The sequence below is a fragment of the Mesorhizobium sp. M2C.T.Ca.TU.002.02.1.1 genome, assembly GCF_003997225.1.
Genome location: NZ_RZTO01000007.1, coordinates 1 through 20,090 on the forward strand (window position 1 = coordinate 1; position 20,090 = coordinate 20,090).

Genomic DNA, 20,090 nt, shown 5'->3' on the forward strand with positions numbered 1-20,090 from the left:
CGCTTGCACATATCCGAGGACGCCCGGATGAGCCGGGCGTCCTCGCCTCGATACGCCTGCCCAGGTCATTGCGGCGACCGGGCCTCTGAGTTATTTTAGCAGTTTATTGGATACGCGACCTGCCTTGCCATCGCAGGCGCGTTTCCTTGCCGTCTTGGCAGATTGTGAAGTCTTTAACAGACCACGATGTCGCAAGCTGCGTTCTTGTGGCCGACGAGCAGTTAGGGATTTTGCCATGCTGCGGTGCTGCGCGCTGATTGCAGCCTTGATCCTCGTGGGCCTCACGACGGTGCAGGCGTGCGCCGATCGAAGGGTTGCCCTTGTCATCGGCAATTCCGAATACCGCGAGATCCCGGCCCTGAAGAATCCCGACAAGGATGCCGAGGACGTGTCGAACACCTTCCGGCTGGCCGGCTTCGACGTGTTTGTCGCCAAGGACCTGACGAAGCTCCAGTTCGAGAAGGAGTTCCGCAACTATCTCGCGGCGGTCGACGGCGCCGACCTGGCGGTCGTCTATTATTCGGGCCACGGCTTTCAGATCGGCGGCGAGAATTTCCTGATCCCGGTCGACGCGTCGCTCAAGGCCGCGGCCGACATCGAGGTCCAGGCGGTCAAGCTGGACGATGTCCTGCAGCAATTGCGCGCCAAATCGAAGATCCAGGTGATCATCCTCGACGCCTGCCGCAACAACCCGTTTCCGCGCAAGGACTACTGGCTGCGCGACCAGTTGATCGCGGCCGGCGGCACCGGCCTGGCGCAGGTGAAAAGTTCGCTGAACACGCTGATAGCGTTTGCCACCGAGCCGGGTGCGGTGGCCTATGACGGCTCCGGCGATCTCAGCCCGTTTTCATCCGCCTTCTCGCGCCGCGCGCTGGCGCCGAACCAGGAGATACGCTCGGTCATGGCGGCCGTGCGCCGCGACGTGGTCGAGGCCACCAAGGGGGCGCAGGTTCCGTGGGAGAATTCCTCGCTGATCGACGAGGTGGTGCTGATGCGTCGCGCCAACCGGCCGGCTTTGCCGCCGGTGCTGGAAAAGACCGTGCCGTCGGGCGTCGGGCCTGTCGTGCTCGACCTGCCGGTGCCGGTCGACGTCGATGGCGGCGCGGTCACCGTCAGCATCGAACGACCGCCGGCGCTGGGGCGTCTGATCCTGGACGGCAAGCCGGTCGCGACAGGCGAGCCGATAGAGGGCAAGGATCTGCCGCGGCTCGCGATGGATGTGCCGAAGGGCGCCGACGCCGAGGACCAGGTCGACATGCTGGCCTACGCCACGCATGACGAATGGGGCGGCGGATCGCAAGGCATCCTGGTGTTCCGGGTCAAGAACGGCGACGGTGCGGCGGGCAAGCAACTCGTGGCCTCGCTGGAGTCCGAGCAGAAGCAGGAGGTGGCGGAGCGCGGCATCCACATCGCCGGCGCCGCCGAGGCGATCGAGAACCGCGACGTCAAGATTCCCGTCGGTGTCGGCCCCGTGCCGCTGAAGCTGGATGTCCCGACCAAGGATCCGGGCGTCAGCCTGAAGCTCGCGAGTTATCCGGCGACCGGGACGCTGTCCCTTCCGGACCGGACCTTGTCGCCGCAATCGAGCCTGATGGCCAATGAAATCGATCAGCTGCGCTACGAACCGCAGATCGGCGCCGCAAAACCGTTGATCGTCGGCTTCGAGATCACGGCTGACAATACCTCGTCGAAGCCGGCGACGATGAAGCTCTCGCCAAGTGTCGATCCATGCGACACGCAGGCAGGCGAGCCCTTGGACCTGCAGGGCGTCGTCCCCGGCCTGTTGCCGAATGAGATCGGCGCCGGCGCGGTGGAGGCCTGCCGGGCGGCGGTGAAGGCCTATCCCGATGTCGCCCGCTTCCACTACGAGCTCGGGCGCGCGCTGCTCGCCACCGGCAAGGTCGACGAGGCGAGGAAAGCTATCCAGGACGCTGCCGACAAGGGACATGTCCGCGCGGTGTTCGAGCTTGGCTACATTGCCTCTTCAGGAATTGGGACGGCCGTTGATCCCAAGAAAGCCAATGGTTTCTACGCAAAGGCATCCGACAAGGGCGATCCCTATGGGATGACCGCCTGGGGCCGCGCTCTGTTCAACGGTCTTGGCGTCGAGCGAGATACCGGCAAGGGCCTGGACCTGCTGCTCAAGGCAGCGGCCATGGGTCATACCTATGCCATGAACGATCTCGCCGCGATCTTCACCGAAGGACGCAATGGCGTGCCTGCCGACCCCGCTCGTGCCGTCGCTTTTCTGAAGGCGGGCGTGGAACGCCAGGACATGTATTCGATGAACATTCTCGGCCGCAATTATCTCAGTGGGCGCGGCGTCGAGAAGGACACCAAGCAGGCGCGGGCGCTGTTCCAGAAGGCGATGGATCTTGGCCAGCCTTATGCGCCCGGCAGCCTTGCGCGCATGTACCGGGACGGCGACGGCGTGGACCGGAACCTTGCCGAGGCGCAGCGGCTGTTCGAACTGGCGACGGACCGTGGCGACTACTCGGCGGCATACGACCGCGCGGCCATCGAAATGCAGAAAGGCGACAAATCCGATCAGGTCGTCGCCGTCCGCTATCTGGCGTTTGCCGCCGGGCTCGACCTCCGCAACGAGTTGCCCGGCGCGCGCACCACGCTGGCGCAGTTTGGAGACAAGCCGAAGTCGGTTGCGCTCAAGCAACTGCGTTCCGAACTCAAATCGAAAATCCCGGCGGGCGGCTCGGTCGACGACCAACTGATCAAGACGGCCAGAGCTGTTTGGGAGCAAGCCAATCCGCGTCGGGACCTGTTCTGATCAACAAGGAGGCAATGGTGGGCAGGGCATTGAAGCAGGCGGTCATCGCAACATTCCTATCCTTTGCGGTTGCTGGGTGCACGACCATCGCGCCTAGGCTCGAACCGGCACCGACAACGAAACATCGTACCAAGCACGTTCGCGTGACGACGACGCCGAAGGTGGTCAAGCAGAAGAAGGCGACCGCCAAGAAAGTGATCAAACCGGTCAAGAACGAAACCCCACCCACCATTGCGCCTCTGGGTGGCGGCGGCAATGGTGGTGGCGGCGGCGGCGGGTGGTGATAACGCCCCGACCCCATGCTTTCCGATGCGTGGCGATTGGGGTCGCTTTTCTGCAGCCTGCCGTAACCGCTCGCCAAGCAGAGGCAAGTGCTCTATGCTCCGGCCACGTGCCGGTATCGAGATCGGGTTGTCCTGGCGGGGGCGTTCCATGTTCGAAGTCGTTGCATTGTGGCAAAAAGCGCGGACCAAGGCTGCGGCTTTTGGCTTGATCCTTACCACGCTGCTGGTCCTCGGATCGCAGACCGCCAGCGCCGCGCCCAACTGGATGCTCGACCCGTCCGCCTCGGTGCTCACCTACCAGTCGGTCAAGAAGAACACGATCGTCGAGACCAACAAGATCAGGAACATCACCGGCACGCTGAGTTCGGCCGGCGATGCGAAGATCAGCCTCGACCTCAACTCCGTCGACACCGGCGTCGATCTGCGCAACGTCCGCATGCGCTTCCTGTTCTTCGAGACATTCACCTATCCGACGGCCGAGGTGACGGCGAAGGTGGACCCTGCGGCGTTCGCCGACTTGGCGACCAAGCGCCGCGTGAAGACGACCTTGCCGTTTCATCTCAACCTGCATGGCGTCAGCAAGGATTTGGAGGCGAGCGTCGTCGTCACCATGATCAGCGACACCCAGGTTTCCGTCGCCTCCGAGGCGCCCGTCGCCGTCCATGTCGAGGATTTCGGCCTCCTGCCCAACATCGACAAACTGCAGCAGGCCGCCAATGTGACCAACATCGTGCCCACCGCGTCGGTGTCCTTCGATTTCGTCTTCAACGCCGACGGCGGCAAGCCGGCCGCCGTGCAGACCGTTGCGGCATCGACCGCCGAGGTGGGTCCCGTCGCCACCGATGCGGCGAAGGCCAATTTCAGCGACGAGGAGTGCCTCAACCGGTTTGCCGTGCTCTCGCGCACCGGCGCCATCTATTTCCGCCAGGCAAGCGCAAGGCTCGACGCCAAGAGCCGCCCGCTGCTGGCGGAGGTCGAAGGCGTCGTCGGCAAATGCCCGACCCTCAAGGTCGAGGTGTCCGGCTATACCGATTCCGATGGATCGCCCGAGGCGAACAAGGTGCTCTCCGAACGGCGGGCCAAGGCGGTCGCCGACGCGCTGATTGCCGACGGCGTTCCGCGCAACCAGCTGAGCTCCGCCGGCTATGGCGAGGACAAGCCGGTCGCGGCCAACGACACGCCCAAGAACAAGGCGCTCAACCGGCGGATCGAATTCTCCGCCACGAAGCTCGCTAACTGAGGTGGCGGTGAGTTCGGCTCCGATCGCCTTTTGCGGTGGCATGTTTCGCGCCGCGGGGCTCGTGGCGCTTGCCCTGCTCTTGACGATGGCGGCCGCCAATGCCGAGCGGCGCGTCGCGCTGGTGCTCGGCAACTCGCAATATCAGCACGCGGCGGCCCTCGCCAATCCGGCGCGGGATGGGCAGGCCATGGCCGGGCGGCTCAAGGACCTCGGCTTCGAGGTGGTTTCCGGCTTCGACCTCACCAAGCAGCAGACGCAGGCTACCGTCGCGCAGTTCGCCAGGGAGGTGCGCGGCGCCGACATCGCGCTTTTCTTCTATGCCGGCCATGGCCTGCAGGTTTCGGGCAAGAACTATCTGCTGCCGGTCGATGCCGCGCTCGAGGACGAGACCTCGCTCGATTTCGAGGCCGTCTCGGTCGATTTCATCCTGCGCCAGATGTCGCGCGAGACCAGCATAAGGCTGGTGTTCCTGGATGCTTGCCGCGACAACCCGCTTGCCGACGTGCTGGCCAAGAGCGCGGGCATCAAAGGCGCAAGCAGCGGCCTTGCCGAGATCCCGATCGAGAATGGCGGCGCCGGCACGCTGGTCGCCTTCGCCGCCAGCCCGAACCAACTGGCCTATGACGGGTCGGGCGACCACTCGCCTTTCACCACGGCGCTGCTCCAGCATATCGGCGAATCCAACGTCTCCGTCACCGAAGCCATGAACAGGGTGACCAGCGACGTCTTCAAGGCGACCGCCGGCAAGCAGCGCCCTTGGATCAATGTCTCGCTGACCACCGAGGTCGTGCTGCACAAGGTCGACCTCAACGCGCCGCTGATCGTCGGGGAGGCGAACCCGCCGCAGGCCGAAGCCGGTTCCGGGACGCGCAACACCGGTGCGGCGCCCGGCCAGGCCGATGACCAGCTTGCGCTCAACGCGCTGCGTGAGAAGATCCCGAAGCTGGCCACGGATGGGCCGATCTTTTTCGATCGCCCGGTCAAGTTCGGCGACCCGGCGATCGACGGCAAGAGCATAGCCCAGTTGATCAAGAGTGAGCCGATTTTCAGCCCGGTCGAAGGCCTCGACAAATCGGTCTGGCAGGGCAAGCACTGCGACGGCTGTCACGAGTGGAATGAGACCCGCCTCTGCGAGCAGGCGAAGAATTTCGCCGCCAATGACGTTTCCGTCCTGCGCCTGCAGCATCCGCTCGGCACCCGATTCAAGGTCGCGCTCGCCCGGTGGGCGCAAGGTGGCTGCAAATGATTGCTGAACTGCTCCAAAGCGCGTCGCGATCTTTCAGATTCGCTCCCTGCGCTTCAGGCTTTTGATTTTGCGCATGTCTTTGGCCCGAAACCGGTTTCCACTTTCGGGAGACATGCTCTAATACGCGTCGACCGATGGTCGTTGCGCCTCGATCTCCACCATCTGGATGCCCATTTCGACGAAGGCGGAAAGCACGTCGAAGCGATCCGCGGTCGAGACACGGGCCAGCGCCGCCAGGATCCCGGCGTTGACGGCGTGGGCGGCGGGAAATCCGGTCGATAGCATGTCGAAGGCCGGGTCGCGCCACGCCGCCGACAGCGCGATCCATGCGGCCGGCGTCGCCGGCGACGGATCGACGACGCTGCTCAGCGCCGCGCGATGGCGAGGATTGCCGGGTTCGCCCACCCAGTCATTGACGAGCGCCAGCAATTCGAGATCCCCTTCGGCAAGGAGCTCGGCGAGATTGCTCAGGCATTCATGCCCCCACCAGACCGCGGCGCGCTCGGGCAGGAGATAGGCGCAGAACGTGACGGCTTCCTCCGGCACGCGCCCGGCGAGCAAAGCGCGGCAGAATTCCAGCGGGGGTTGGGCGGCGGCCGGCGATTTCATGTCCCGGGCGATCGCGGGACAGGCAAGAAACAGATCCCTCGCCGTTCTGTATCCGAGTTCATTGGCCATGGCCGCCACACCCCGAGCACCGGCAGAACAACACTCAAGCCCGCGGCTGAGTGCCGGTCAAGCCTCCACCTTTATCAGGCGGAAGCCACTGGCAACGTGCGCTTGTTCACAGACAATCGTTTCGGGATTTGATATAGTGCGCGCCAGCGAAAACCCGTTCAAACAGGCCCGTTCTAACAGGAGTGACGGTCATGCGGTGGGGCAGCTCAGCCTTGGCATTGGCGGCCGTGCTTTTTTCAACGCACGTTTACGCCGATCCGCTTCAGAAATCGGAAGACATCGTAAAATTCTTCGCCGGCCAAGGCAATCTTGGCGCCTCGCGCGGCATCTGCGTCGGCACCGAGGAAGAGTGCAAGAGCAAGGCCGAGAAGAACGAGGCGCCGCCTCAGAAGGCCGGCCTCGACATGATGATCAATTTCGCCCTGGATTCGGCCCAGCTCGACCAGACCGCGCGCACGGAGCTGGACGAGTTCGCCAAGGCGCTGAAGGACAATAGGCTGAGCACGTTCAGCTTCGTCGTCGAAGGTCACACCGATGCGACCGGCACGGATCGCTACAATCAGGACCTGTCGCAGCGACGGGCGCAATCGGTGGCCGCTTTCCTCGAAGCCAACGGCGTTGAATCGGCGCGGCTCGAGGCGATAGGCCTCGGCAAGTCGCACCCGCGCGTCGCCAACCCCTACGATCCGGTCAACCGCCGGGTGGAAATGCGGATCAGGACCGAATAGGCCGCCGGCGCCGGCTCATCGCGACGCAGCGGACGGCAGCGCTCCCTAGAGGCCTAACCGGGCTCCAGCGTATCCTGGATGGAGCCCATCAGCGCGGTGATCGCCTGCTTGTATTTTTCGAATTCCGGCGAGGTCTGCCGGACTTCGGTCGTGGTCGTCGTCGGCTGGCCTTGATCGGTCACCACGCGCGGCGCTTTCTGCCCCATCTTCCGCTCGGCCCAATCGACGACGTAACTGGCGGTCTTGCCAGTGAGGAACGGGTTGGCCTGGATGACGGCCGACCCCAGCACGGCGCTCAGTTGCGTCGAGCCGGGGGCCGCCAGAACCTGGGCAGCGCCTTCCATGCCGAGGAAATGGCAAAGGTAGAGGCGGCCGGCAGTAATCTGGTGGCCGCGGGCGCGCAGATAGGCTTCCCCTTCGCGCGCCAGGTTGCGCACCATTTCGCGCGACAGCGTCGCGTCGTAGCGAAGTGCCAAAAGGTCCGCCGTCGACAGCGAGCGGGCAAGGTCGGGCCGATAGGTGTTCATCATCCGGATCCAGGTCTTGGAGATGAACTGGCCGGCGCCGGTCGCCGAGGAAAGCGGGTTCTTGGCGCGGGCGCTGCCGCCGCTCTCGACATGCACGATCCGGTCGGTCAGCGTCTCGACGGCAGTATCGCCGGAGCTGCCGGAGCTGACGGCAACGGCGGTGGCAACCGTGGTGACCGTTCCCAGCGGATCGATCGCCTCGCCATTCTGGTAGAGTTCGAAATGCAGATGCGGGCCGGTCGAAAGCCCCGTGGTGCCGATATAGCCGATGACGTCGCCGGCCTTCACCTTGGTGCCGACGCCGCTGGCGATGGCGAATTTCTGCATATGCGCGTAGCGCGTCTCGCGGCCGTTGGCATGCGCGATCTTCACCAGATTGCCGTAGCTGCCGCCATCGCCCTGGAAGGAGATCTCGCCGTCGAAGGCGGCCATGATCGGCGTGCCGACCGGCGCCGCCCAGTCGACGCCCTTGTGGATCCGGACCGTGCCGAGGATCGGATGCTTGCGCGGGCCGAAGGTCGAGGTCATCACCCCGGCGACCGGCGTGACCATGCCGTTGGTGACGGTCAGCGAGCGCACCTGGTCGTCGCCGGTCACGCAGGCATACTGGCCGTCGCTCTGCTGGAAGACGAAACAGTCGAGACTCCTGTCCGCGCCCTGGACGCCGACATAGAGCACCCGCCCGGAGATCTCGCCTTGGCCGCGCGGCGTCTGCGAATAGATCAGCACCAGGCGCTGGTCCTCGCTGGCGAAGGCGTCGAGGTCCTGCCCCCGCGACAGATACATGATCGCTTCGCCGATGACGCTGGTCGGCACCTTGTTGCGCGCCGCCGTCGAATAGATCGCGTCGAGCAGGCGGTACTGACGCTTCGGCCCGCCCTGGTCGGAAGCGCCGGAATAGTTGAACAGATCCTCGCGCACCCAGGGGTCGACGCCCGACACGAAGGCCCCGGCCGCATTGCGCGTCAGCGTGCCGACATAGACGTTCCTCGCATAGACGGAGACCTGCATCAGCGACATCGTCGTCGTCTCGCGGTTCGGCCGGAACCCGCGCATGGCCACGACAAAGCCGGCCTCCAGCCCGTCGCGGTTGAACAGCGTCTTCAGCGCCTCGCCCGCAAGCTTCGCGTCGTCGGCGGAGAAATGCGCGTCGAGCGCCACGCTGTCCAGGCTGCGGTCGTTGAGGATCTTGACGAACGTGTCCTCGGTCGCCTCGAAGCGCTGATATTCGCTGGTGACGGTCGCGACGGTCGTGTTGTTCTCGATCGCGGTTTTCTTGAAGGCCGGCAGTGCCGCTTCCCCCTGGTCGATGGTCTCGCCCCAGCCGGCCTCCGGATCATCGGCGTCGGCCTTGGGCGCCGAGCCGGCGTCGCTCTCGTCCGGCGCCGCCTGGAGGTCGTTCGCCAGATCGCCTTGCGGATCGCCCTGTTGGTCGCTCGACGCCGCGGCCGGAGCGGGCGGGGCTGGTTGCACATCGTCGGGCGCCGTTCCCGAAGGCTTTGGAGCCGCCTGCCGCTGCGCCTGGAAGAAGGCGAAATCCTCCTGCGTCGACGGGATCGTCGTCATGAACTTTTCGCTGGCGCTCAGCATCACATCGGAGAGGATTTCGATCTGCGGCGAAGCCCCTGAACTGTCGAGCTCGGCCGGACGCGCGACGGTCTTGCCCTTCGTCGCGGTGTCGGCATCGGGCGCCAGCGTGATCCACATAGGATCGCCGGCGAGATCGATGATCGCCGGCACATAGACCGAGGCGTCGGGGGGCACGTCTTCCATACCCTCGACCGGATGCAGCTCTTCATCTTCGTCGCCGAACGACCAATAGTCCTTGGTCAGGTAGAAGCCGGTGGCTAAAGCGGCGACGGCGAGCGTTGCGGCCCCTGCAAGGATTCCGCGCCAGAGCTTGCGCCGGCGCTCGGCCAGGCGCGCCAGCTTCTTCTGTTTGAAGCTCGTGTCGATCGAGTGCGTCACGGGCTGTTTCCGGTCAGGAAATAGGTCCAGCGCACCTGCTCGAGCGTATCGACCTCGACGAAGCGCGCCGCGATATGGCCGCGCTGCCAGCACTCCTCGATGCCGCGGATCGAGAAGCGCCGCCGGTCGATGCACATCTCTGTCGTCCCGTTGAGGATCGCGTGGCCGAAGACGTCCGTCGCGTAGAGATAGATATAGCGGTTGGTCAGCTCCTCGCGGATGACATTGACGCACTGGTTGGCGCCGATCGTCCACCAGCCGTCCGTCTGGTCGGCATTGTCGACCTTCTGTCCCACCGCGAGATTGACGACGTCAAGCGTCTGGTTGCAGACGGTGAATTCGGCATGCGCCTTGCCCGGCGAAAGGATCGAGAGGAGCGCCGCGCCGAGCAGCGCCGTAAGCGTCATGTGGCTCGGCAAGAGTGAGCGAAGCCAGTTACGCTGCTTGCGTGGCGAGGGCTGGTACAGGGAGCGCAGGGTGCGAAAGTCCATCGGCGTTCATGCTATCCGCCAAGCCGGAAATAGGTGGCCGTGGCCGAGAACTGCGATCCGTCGGCCTCGATCTCCTCGAGGATTTTTGGCAACAGCTCCGAGGCCGGCGTCGGCCTGGAGAACATCGCGGCCTGGATGTCCTTGGGCCCGGTGATCACCAGCATGATCTGCGGCACCGCCTTGCCGGCCGCCTTGTCCGCGGCGGCGAGGCCGATCGGGATGTTGAAGGTCACCTTGTCGGTCTGCGGCACCATGCGGTCGTCGAGGTTGAAGGCAACGCCCTTGTGGTCGATCAGCATGATGTTCGAGACGAGCCCACTACCAGTATAGAGCGCGCCGCTGACCGGCGAGCCGTCCGGGACCGATGTCCGGTCCAGCACAAGCTGCGGCCTCGCGGCCGAGCTCCGGTCGAGGAAGCGCAGGAAGGTGGGCACGCCGCACTGGGAGAGCGTGATGAGGCGCACGCTGATGTCCGGCTCGACATGGAACCTGGACTGGAAATCGCTGAGCAATTGCTCGAAGGGCTGAACCACCGTTCCGTAGCCCTCGATCGTGGGGGCGACGCCGGGTCCCGACGTCACGTTCGCGTAGAAACAGCTGCCGCCGCTGAAATCGCGCACCCAGGAGCGCTGGTCGTTCCACCTGGCCATATCATCTTCCTGTGTCGGAACCGCTGGCTTCGGCACATTGATGGCGACATCGGTGTCGGGCTGCTTGGCCGCCGGTGTTTGCGGTTGTTGCGGTTGTTGCGCCGGTTTTACCGGTGTTTCCGGCTGGCTGGCTGTCGGGGTCTGCGCCTTCGGCTCGGCCAGCGGAGGGGCTGGCTGCGCCGCCGCCTGGCTTTGCGAGGTCGGCGGCGGGGACGCGTTCGGCTTGGGCAGCTTGGAAAGCATGTCCACGAGGTCTTTCACGCTCGGCTTGGCCGCTGGCGGATTTGCCTCTTGTGTGGACTTGTTCTCAGCCGCCTGGCTCGGTTCCGGCGCCTTGACCGCCGGCTCGCTCGGCGGCTGCGCCGGCGGGCTTTCCGCGACCGTTGGCGCGGGAGCCGGCGCAGGCGTTGACGACTGTTGTGCCGAGGGTTGCACCGGTTTGGTCTCGACCTGTGGGAGACGCGCCTGGCTGTTGGCCTCGCTCTCCGGCTGGGTGGCTGGCGGCGCCGGTTGCTCGACGGGCGTCTTAGCCTCCGCGTTGGATTGGGCGGGCGGCTTCGCCGTATCAGGTTTCGGCGCCTCCGGCTGAGGCGCGACCGGCGCTTGCGGCTGTGGTTTCTGCGCCTCCGGCTGCTGCGCTTCGGCCACTGGTTTGGCGGCTTCGGCGACCGGCTTCGGCGTCAGCGGCTTGGATGTTTCCGCCACTGGTTTGGGCGCCAGGGCGCCGCTGAAATAGAGGCCGCCTGCCGCCACGACAGCGAGCGCCGCGACGCCGCCGGCGATGGCCGGCATCCGCGAAGCCTTTTTGGGCGCAGCCGGTGCGGGCGCGCTGGGGGGAGCGGCAGCCGGCGCGGGGCGTTGCTCCGACAAATATGCCGGGCGCACATGCTCGACGAAGCGCGGCTCGCCGGGAGGCGCCGGTGGCTGGGGCTTCGGGTCCGGCGCCGCCGTCCAGCCGGCGCGCGGCAGGCCCGAGCGTTCGCGTGCGCCGAACGGCACCGGCGGCGGCAATGTCGGCTCGAGATCCTCGCCACGCGTTGCTCGGGCGATCTCGGCCATGCTGGCCGGCCGGTCGCGCGGATCCGGTTGCAGCATGGCTTCGATGAGTTCGTGGAAATCGGGATCGATATCCGACAGGTCCGGCACGGTCCGGCGTTTCTCGATGACCTCGTATTGCGACCCGCCCATGTCGAGCGGCTTTCCGCGCAGCGCCGCGGCCAGCACCAGGCCGAGGCTGTAGATATCGGATTGCTCGCTCACCTCGCCGCCATAGAGGCCGAGCTGTTCCGGCGAGACGTAATTGTATTTGCCGGCGAATTTTCCGCCGATCAGCGTTTCGCCGCCGACCGTCGCCGAGCGCGCGATGCCGAAATCGATGATCTTGGCGCGCTCCACCCGCCCGCCCGGCAGGATGATGTTGTCCGGCGAAAGGTCGCGATGAACCGCGCCTGCCTGGTGCACCGCGGCGAGGCCCGATGCGAGCCGATGGCAAAGCCGGCGCACGTCCTCCCCCGGCATCGGCCCGCGCCGCATGACGTCGAACAGCGATTGGCCGTCCACGAACTCCATCGCGAGATAGGGGCGGCCGATACCCGTATCGATGGTGAACACGTGGTAGCGCACCACCGCGTCGTGCGACAAATGATTGAGGATCGACGCTTCCTTGCGGAACAGCGACAGGATTGTCTGGTCGCGGGCGAATTCGGGCAGCACGATCTTGATCGCCACATGGTCGCCGGTCTGAATGTTGTGGCCGCGATAGACTTCGCCCATGCCGCCCGAGGCGATCCTCTCGTCGAGCTCGTAGATGCCGCTGAGCTGCGTGCCGACGCCGGCATAGGTGACGTTCGTCGAAATCCGTGTCTTGTCGTCGTCGCTCATCTGGCCAGGCCCTCCACTGCGGACCGATCCGAATGGTGCGCGCCACTATGCCCGCTGCCGATCTTCACGAGTACGATGGTCACATTGTCGGTGCCGCCGCGCGCCAGCACCATGTCCAAGAGGGTCTGGCAGGCCGCCCGCGGCGTGGCAGACCTCACCGCGGCCTCGATCTCGGCGTCGCTGACATGCGCGGTCAGTCCGTCGGTGCCCAGCACGAAGACGTCGCCCGCCATCAGCTCGCCCTGTTGGAAATCGATCTCGAGCTCGTCGCTGACGCCGACCGCATGGGTGATCACATTGCGGCGCGGCCAGTTGCGCGCTTCTTCCGCGCTGATCATGCCGCGGTCGAGCAGTTCCTGCACCTCGGTGTGATCCTTCGAGACCTGGAAGATCGAGCCGTTGCGGACGAGGTAGATGCGGCTGTCGCCGGCCCACAGGCAGGCGAAGCGTCCATCCATGGCAAGCAGGGCCGCGAAAGTGGAGCCGATGGTGATGCCGCGCGAGCGCGATATGTCGCGGATCTCGGCGTTGGCGCGGCTGAGCCGGTCCTCGAAGCGGGCGCGGAGGTCCGGCGCCGAACTCGCGATACCGATCGTCGCCAGATGGTCGACGATGCTGGCCGCGGCGACTTCGCCGGCCTCATGCCCGCCCATGCCGTCGGCCACCACCCAGAGCCCGGTCTGCGGTTCGATGAGGTAGTTGTCCTCGTTGTGGTCGCGCACGCAGCCCTGGTGGCTGACGCCGAAGCTGTCGATGGGGAGGGCGACAGTGCTCAATTTGCCACCAAGCGCTCAGCGAGCGTCCTCTGTGACCGGCCATGGGCCGCGTGCCCAAGCCACTCTGCCACAAGCGTGTACATTAGAGTATCGAAATGAAGGCGCGATCCAGCCATGTCAGAACGCCTTCGGACAGCTGAAGCCGGACAAGGCCGGCAGCAGCAAGGGATTGGCCCCCGAGCCGGCCTGGATCGTGTATGCGACATCGCGTCCGCCGATCACGAAACGCGCCTCGGTGTTGGCGCCGTCGCCGGTAATGGTCGCCTTGTCGAACAGTCGCTTCAATGCCCACGGTCCTTCGAATTTAAGCGCGGACTCGCGTCCAGGCATTTCCGGCACGAGGCTGAGGCTCGCCGACCCGGAAGCGGCGCCGCTCGGCCATGTCACGATGCTCGGCGCGTTGCCGGCCTGGGCGCTCTGGACCGTCTGCCCGTCGACGTCGAGCACGGCGCTGTCGACTTCACTGTTCATCGAGGTGGGGGTGATGGTGATCGAGACCGAGGGCACCGAACCGCCGGAAGGGAAGAAGGCACTGCGGATCTCCGCCGCCGCCTGGAACGCCTTCAAGGTCGATTTTGCAAGGTCCTTGCTGGAACGCGCATCCTGTTTCCAGGTCCATTCCTGGCCGGTCATGTCGATCAGCGGCGCAAGGTTCTGTGCGAAGAAGCGGTCCATCAGGCCGCCCGGCGCGAACAGCTTGGTGAAATCCGCCATCGATATCTCGTCGGCGCCGTCGCGGGTGAAGGGATAGCGGCCGTTGACGGCCTCCTCGCAGGCGCGCGTCACCGTCTGGTCGAGGGTCTGGTTGAGGTTGGCGACGGAGGTTTCGGCGACATTGCCTTCGAATTCGTCGGCCGCCGCGTTGACCATGCGCGCCAGCGGCTTGGGCAGGCGCGAGACATTGGCGCGCAACGTCGATATCTGCAGCTGCAGATTGGCGTTGACGCGCTCCGTCTGCGTGGGGACATCGGCCGCGAGCTTCAGGCTCTGGAAGATGTCGTGGAAGTTCTGCGTCAGCGCATCGAGCGGCCGGCGCCCGGCGGCCCCGCCGACCAGCGCCTGGAACGAACGGAACTGCGCCTCGAGGCTCGCGCCGGCATTCTGCGCAACGGCCGGGCTTGCGCCGGCGCGGCTTTGCGACTTCCCCCCGGCGACCTGCAGGCCGATGCGGGCGAGGCCCTTGGCCATGCCGGCTGGATCCTGCTGCGCCATGCCGGTGTCGCCCTCGGCGGTGCTGTCCTTCGTCAATGCAGTCTCATCGGCGATCGCGGTGAAGAGCTGGTCGAGAGGTGAGTCCGGCGCGGCGACGGCGGAGAGCGCGAGATATTGCGGCTTGTCCTTCAGCATCGCCTTGAGTTTCAATTGGTCGAGCGCGCCGTTCCAGGCGGCGGCGAATTCCTTGCCGTAACGGTCGATGAGTTCGGGACCGAGCTTGGGCAGGTCCTGGTCGATGCCGCCCTGCTCGCCGCCGCCGCCGAGCACCCACTGGTCGTCGACGAGCATCTGCGCGATGCGCGAGAGCTGCGGCAGGAAGAAGCGGTTGAACCCGGCGCGCGTGTAAAGGCCGGGGACCTGAAGATCGGCAAGTTCGCTGCCGTCCGTGCGCTCGAACAGCAGCTGCGCTTCCGGACCGGCTTTCACGGCGATGGAGAAGTCCTGCAGCCTTGCCGCATAGACTGCCGACTTGATCTGTGCCGAGGCGCGGTCGGCGAGGCTCATGCGTCCGAGCGAGCGCTGCGCGGCCTCGACAAGCGGCTGGTTGAGCGCGAAGGTTGGATCGTAGGCGTCGTCGAGCGAAAGCATCGCGCGCAGGTGCTTTTCGAGTTGTGCGCGGCCCTCGCGGTTGTTCTCGCCGGGATAGCGGTTCTCTTCCCAGTCCTGCTTCATCCACGAGACGATCAGCTCGTCATCGACCTTCGGCGCCTTGCCGCCCAGCATCAGGTAGATCTTCAGTGGCTCGTAGAGCGCGATCGGATCGGCCATCCTGGCCTGGATCGTCCGCTCCGCCTGCACCAGCAGCCGCGAGCGGAAGGCCCGCTCCAGTGCCTGCCGGTAGGCGGTCTTGGAGGCCGACAACAGCCGCGCGCGCTGGCTGAGCCCGAACGTCTCCTCGATCGGCTTTGCCTGGTCGCCATTTTCGAAACCGGCCGGCAGGTTGCGCAACTGGTCGAGTGGACCGATGACGTTTTCGAGGTCGACGTCGGTCACCGTGGTGCTCTTGAGCAGCGTATCGGCGCTGTCACGATAATGCGCCACGGCTTGCCTTGTGGAGGCGATCAGCTCTCTGTTGGCGAAGAAGCTGAGGCCCAGCGCGCCGAGTGCCGCCAAGGCCGCCAGCGCGATCGCGGCCAGGCCGCCGAACCTGGCCAGCCTGGCTCGCCGTTCGGCGGTCCGGTCGAACGACACCCAGCCCGATTCCGGGAAGATCACCTTGGTCAGCAGGTCATGCAGGAAGAAGCTCTTGCCGGCGCCGGAAAGATGCGCTTGCGAAGCACTGCCGAAACTGCGGCCGATCGCGCCAAGCACCTGGTCGAAGGGCGTCCCTTCCTGGGTGCCCGACGAGAAATAGAGCCCGCGCAGGCTGACATTGACCTGTGACCGCGAGGCATCGAACAGGCTGCCGAAAACTGGGTTATCCGGTTCCTCAGCGCGCCGAACTGTGCCGGAAAACCGAACAGCGCGATCCGCGCCACCGGGTCGGTCTCTTCCTGCAGGCGGTCGGCGACGTCTTCGGCGAGCCGCTTGGTCAGTCCGTCGAATTCTGCCGGCGCGTCGCCCGCCATGTTTTTGGTGCGGTCGGCCGTCTGGAATGTCGCGCCCCACACCTTGCGCCTGCGCGTCTCGTCAAGGTTGCCGAAATAATCCATGAAGCCGGTGACGAGATCGGCCTTGGTGAAGAGCAGATAGACCGGGAACTGGATCTTCAGCGTCTCGTGCAGTTCGCGCAGGCGGCTCCTGATCTCGCTGACATGCGCGTCGAGCTGCCGGTCGTCGAAGCCGACCAGGTCGGCAAGGCTGATGGCGAGGATGACGCCGTTGATCGGTTGCCGGGTGCGCTGTTTCTTGAGCAGCCCCAGGAAGGCGAGCCAGCTCGCTCTGTCGCGCTCGCGGTCCGATTCCTGCGTCGTATAGCGGCCGGCCGTATCGATCAGCACCGCCTCGTCGGTGAACCACCAGTCGCAGGACCGCGTGCCGCCGACGCCGGCCACCGGCTGCGCGCTGCCGGAGCCGGCAAGCGGGAATTTCAGCCCGCAATTGACCAGCGCCGTCGTCTTGCCGGCGCCGGGCGGGCCGATGATGATGTACCAGGGGATGTCGTAGAGGAAATTGCGCTTGCCGTTCGTCCGCTTCAGCGTCGCGATCGCTTCGCCCATGCGCGCTTCGAGCACCTGCGAATCGTCGTCGCGCTCGTCGCTGCGCGCGATGGCCGTTTCGAGCGCCTTTTGCGCCTTGCGGCGCTGCCAGAATCGGATCCCGTAGAACAGCGCGAGCACCGCGACGCTGACGCCGATGATCGTGGCCCTGAGCCACACCGGACCAAGCGGGTGCGCATCTTCAAAGCGGATCAGCGGCCCGGCATACCAGACCGCCGCCGAGAAACCGGCAAGCGCAGCCAGGCTGAAGATCCGCAGAAGCCAGCGCATCAGTCGCCGTTCTCCGCCGCGCCGGTCTGCAAGGTTTCCTGTTTCGGGACCATCACGTCGACGCGGCGGTTCCTGGCGCGGCCGTCGGCCGTGCCATTGTCGGCGATCGGTTCGTCCTCGCCCTTGCCGTCGGCACTGAGCCGCGACGGATCTTTCAACTGTTTGGCCATCATCGCCTGGACGGCTTTGGCGCGGGCGACCGAGAGGTCGAAATTCGATTTGAACTGGCTCGACTTCTTCGGCTTCACATTGTCGGTGTGGCCGACGATGTTGATCGGTCCGGGTTCGGCGTCGAGCGCGGTGGCGATGTCGGCGGCGACTGGCTTGAACTGAGCCTTCAACTCTGCCTGGCCGGAGGCGAACAAGAGCCGGTTGTTGATCTCGACGACGATGAATTCGCCTTTCTCGCCGACGCTCAGTCCGCCGCCGGCGATCTCCTTGGCAAGGGCGGCGCGGATGCGATCGATCTGGGTGGTATCTGGAACCACGGGCGGTGGCGGGCTGGCTTGCGCCGGCTCAGTGGGCGCCACGCTGGCGCGCTCGATGGTGACGGGCGTCGAGGAATTGAGCGCCAGCAACTCTCCGGCGGTCGCGTCGCCTTCGTCGGTGATCAGCACCCGCAGTCCGAAGAAGGCTGCCGTCACCAGCGTCGCCGCGGCGGCCGCGACCGCCCAGAGCGGCAGCCGCGCCCTCGGCTTCGGCAACGTCGCCGCCATGCCTTGCCAGCGCGGCGAGATGTCGTCGCTTGCGCGCGGCTTGAAGTAGCGCAGGGTGTCGTAGACGTCGCGCCGGACGCGTTCGAGCGTGTTTCGTTGTTGGGCCAGACCCCGATACTGGCCCTCGAAACCCAGCGACAGGCAGGCATGCATCAGCTCGAGCAGATCGTAATGCGCTTCCGGCCTGGCGAGGATATTGTTCAGCGCTTCGTAAAAGCCGGCGCCTGTCGGTTGGGTGTGGAAGAACCGGGTCACCAGGCTGTGCTGTAGCCAGCTGTCCTTGCCCGGCCAGGGGAGGTTGCCGACGAGGTCGTCGGCGGTTTCGCAAAGGGCGAATTTGGCGATCCGCGCATCTTCCTCGGCTACGCCGGCTTTGGCGATCGCGCGGTCGAAACTCTCGATCGCGTCGGCAATGTGCTCCGCCAGGGGCGTGGCTTGCCGTTCGACCGGCATCAGCCGCAATTGGCCGAAGAGCATCAGCAGCGGCGCCGCAGCGGCGAGGATCGGATTGGCCGCAGCGTATCGCACGCCATTGGCTGCGTCGATCAGGGCATCCTGCGGCAGCCCCGGCGCCGCATTTGCGGCCGCTCCAGGACTTGGCCCCTGAAAGAGCACGGTTCCGGACGACCAGCCGGTTGGCATCTGCCGGCCGCCGCCGGGGTCGAACACTGTCGCTTCGCGGGCAGGGGATGGAGCAGGCCGTGCGCCTTCCGGGCCGGAACTCGCGGCAGCCGCAAGCGGCTTCTGCTTCGGCCGTGGCGCGCGGATGACGGTCTTGTCCGCCGGCCTGGAAGGATCGTCCTTCGAGCTCATCGGCGACGCCCCGCCGTTGCGGCGCGATGAACATGCCTTCGCCGGAGGAAACATGCTTCAGGCTGAGCCTCGGCGGCGGGCCGCATGGAAAGGCTCATCTCGCCGAAACATGACATTGCTGCACACGCCCCAAGCCGCGCCGCTTTGCCCGCCGGGCAAGCGTCCATGCGCATTCTAGTCGCCCGGATACCCAATTGAAACGGGGCCGCCGATTGAAATCAGGAAGCACCATGCTCGAAGAGGCGGCTTCTTCTATGAGGCCGGTCACATACGGGCGGCGCGGTTCGAGCAATTCCAGGAAAAGTGTGAGCGGTTTTCCGTCCGGAATTGCGTGAAAACAAGAAGACTGGGCATTTCACCGTTTCCGTGAAACGGTGAAATGCCCTAGTGCCCCTGCGGCTATTTCTGCTTGTCGGCCTTGGCGTAGGCTTCGGCGAAATAGGCGAGGAAGACATCGAGCATGCCGTTCTCGTGCTTGTCTTCCATCGTCCGCCAGGTCGCAACGAGCGCATCCCAGGCCTGGCTCTTCCTGGACGAGAAGGACGCAGGCGGGATCTTCCTGGCGATCGCCTCCGGCGACAGGTCGTCGAGCAGCCGCGACAGCGCGGCCTGCATGGCGGCATAGGTCGCGATTTCGTGTGCTTTCAGGTCGCGGAACGCGTCCTCGACACTGTGCCTGGCATCGAGATAGCCCGCCCTGCGCTTGGCGAACATGATCTCCAAAATGTCGTCGGTGCCCGGCACGAACTTCAGCGGATTGTTGTCCTCGGCGCCGATCATCGTGCGGTGCGCGCTCTTGGCGAGCACCTTTGCCGCCGCGCGCGCCTTGAGCAGCAGGGACAATTGCTCGACCGTGATCCTCAGCACCGCGCCGATCTCGGCCGCGACCTCATGCGGGTCGCGCGCCTGCAGCAAGTCCGGCGCGATGCCGGCAGCTTTGGCGATCTCCCGCAATATCGCGTCCGCCTCCGCGGGTCGATTGGGTGGGGCTGCCGGCCCCGGCTGTTGCAACGCCGACGATGTCGACACCGCGACCGCCCCGGTGGAGCGCTGTTCCGCCGGATTGAAGAACGGCTCATGGCCAGGATCCGCGGGCCGGCCGGTCGAAGGCGGCAGCTCGCGCTGCGTCGATCCGGTCCTGGTCTGCGGGTGCCCGGTCGCGGCCCGTTCGTCTTCGATCGAAACGGTGACGACATAGCGGCCGATCAGCAGGCGGTCGCCTTGGGCCAGCCGGTGCGGCCCGGCCATGCGCTGGCTCGAACCGTTGATGAAAGTGCCGTTGCGGGAAAGGTCGTAGAGCCAGAACGAACCCGCCTGGTAGCGAACCTCGCAATGCCGGCCCGAGATGAACTTGTCCGGATCGGACAGCGTCCAGTCGCAATTCTCGCGACCGATCTCGAAGCTGCGGTCGCGGGCGCCATAGCTGGCGGCGGTGCCGGCCGGCAGCCTGTCGACATTGCTGATCTGGAGAGAGATGAACATCCGGAAGCGTCGCCGAGCTTGGTCAACAAATGCTTATCTTTCGCGCAATTCCGGATGGAAACCGCTACGCGCTGTCGCGGAATTGCCTCGGTATTCTAGCAGCTTGCAAGCTGAGTGGGAGAGGAGCGTTTCACACCGGTGCGCGGGCGCGGTTTAGCCATCGCTGTTATTTGGCCTCCTC

At 65.6% G+C, this 20,090-nt stretch carries 12 protein-coding genes and 2 pseudogenes; 5 read left to right on the forward strand and 9 right to left on the reverse strand.

The annotated features are described in order from the left end of the window. The first annotated feature begins 235 nt into the window (after window positions 1-235). From EOD07_RS00900 to EOD07_RS00915, 4 genes are all read left to right on the forward strand, one after another. Window positions 236-2,785: a caspase family protein gene (locus EOD07_RS00900; protein ID WP_127233564.1), complete on the forward strand. Its 2,550-nt coding sequence runs from the start codon at window positions 236-238 to the stop codon at window positions 2,783-2,785. Window positions 2,786-2,799: 14 nt separating this feature from the next. Further along, window positions 2,800-3,069: a hypothetical protein gene (locus EOD07_RS00905; protein ID WP_127233565.1), complete on the forward strand. Its 270-nt coding sequence runs from the start codon at window positions 2,800-2,802 to the stop codon at window positions 3,067-3,069. A gap of 148 nt (window positions 3,070-3,217) precedes the next feature. Next, entirely contained in the window at window positions 3,218-4,309 is a 1,092-nt protein-coding gene (locus EOD07_RS00910) for an OmpA family protein (RefSeq protein ID WP_127233566.1), read from the forward strand. Window positions 4,310-4,316: 7 nt separating this feature from the next. Beyond that, a complete protein-coding gene (locus EOD07_RS00915) occupies window positions 4,317-5,555 on the forward strand; it encodes a caspase domain-containing protein (protein ID WP_245469736.1) in 1,239 nt (412 codons plus the stop codon). Between the two features lie 117 nt (window positions 5,556-5,672). On the opposite strand, the gene EOD07_RS00920 is transcribed toward EOD07_RS00915, so the two are convergent. After that, window positions 5,673-6,233, reverse strand: a complete 561-nt coding sequence (locus EOD07_RS00920; protein WP_245469738.1) for a hypothetical protein — start codon at window positions 6,231-6,233, stop codon at window positions 5,673-5,675. Between the two features lie 191 nt (window positions 6,234-6,424). On the opposite strand from EOD07_RS00920, the gene EOD07_RS00925 reads away from it, so the two are divergent. Continuing rightward, window positions 6,425-6,961 carry an OmpA family protein gene (locus EOD07_RS00925; RefSeq protein ID WP_041001877.1) on the forward strand — a complete coding sequence of 179 codons (537 nt, stop codon included), beginning with the start codon at window positions 6,425-6,427 and terminating at the stop codon, window positions 6,959-6,961. Between the two features lie 53 nt (window positions 6,962-7,014). Here EOD07_RS00925 and EOD07_RS00930 read toward each other — a convergent pair whose 3' ends face one another. The 8 genes and pseudogenes from EOD07_RS00930 to tagH all read right to left on the reverse strand — a co-directional run bounded on the left by EOD07_RS00930 (window position 7,015) and on the right by tagH (window position 19,909). Beyond that, the gene (locus EOD07_RS00930; protein WP_127233568.1) at window positions 7,015-9,456 is read right to left on the reverse strand and encodes a M23 family metallopeptidase; all 2,442 of its coding nucleotides are present in this window, start codon (window positions 9,454-9,456) and stop codon (window positions 7,015-7,017) included. Then, window positions 9,453-9,947, reverse strand: a complete 495-nt coding sequence (locus tag EOD07_RS00935) for a DUF1036 domain-containing protein (protein ID WP_164772009.1) — start codon at window positions 9,945-9,947, stop codon at window positions 9,453-9,455. The genes EOD07_RS00930 and EOD07_RS00935 overlap by 4 nt, the downstream gene beginning before the upstream one ends. A gap of 11 nt (window positions 9,948-9,958) precedes the next feature. Continuing rightward, on the reverse strand, window positions 9,959-12,478 hold the full coding sequence (locus tag EOD07_RS00940; RefSeq protein WP_127233569.1) for a serine/threonine-protein kinase: 2,520 nt from the start codon (window positions 12,476-12,478) through the stop codon (window positions 9,959-9,961). Next, window positions 12,475-13,254 (reverse strand): PP2C family serine/threonine-protein phosphatase, encoded by a 780-nt coding sequence (locus EOD07_RS00945; RefSeq protein WP_073988861.1) that lies wholly within the window; start codon window positions 13,252-13,254, stop codon window positions 12,475-12,477. Before EOD07_RS00945 ends, EOD07_RS00940 begins: the two co-directional genes overlap by 4 nt. Before the next feature lie 117 nt (window positions 13,255-13,371). Next, a pseudogene (gene tssM / locus EOD07_RS00950) lies at window positions 13,372-15,879 on the reverse strand (type VI secretion system membrane subunit TssM); the annotation flags it as partial. Further along, window positions 15,816-16,898: pseudogene (gene tssM / locus EOD07_RS38330) on the reverse strand (type VI secretion system membrane subunit TssM); the annotation flags it as partial. The pseudogenes tssM (EOD07_RS38330) and tssM (EOD07_RS00950), both read right to left, overlap by 64 nt. Further along, entirely contained in the window at window positions 16,898-18,427 is a 1,530-nt protein-coding gene (gene tssL, locus EOD07_RS00955; protein ID WP_127233570.1) for a type VI secretion system protein TssL, long form, read from the reverse strand. The gene tssL and the pseudogene tssM (EOD07_RS38330), both read right to left, overlap by 1 nt. Window positions 18,428-18,826: 399 nt before the next feature. After that, entirely contained in the window at window positions 18,827-19,909 is a 1,083-nt protein-coding gene (tagH, locus tag EOD07_RS00960; RefSeq protein ID WP_127233571.1) for a type VI secretion system-associated FHA domain protein TagH, read from the reverse strand. Window positions 19,910-20,090: the final 181 nt, after the last annotated feature.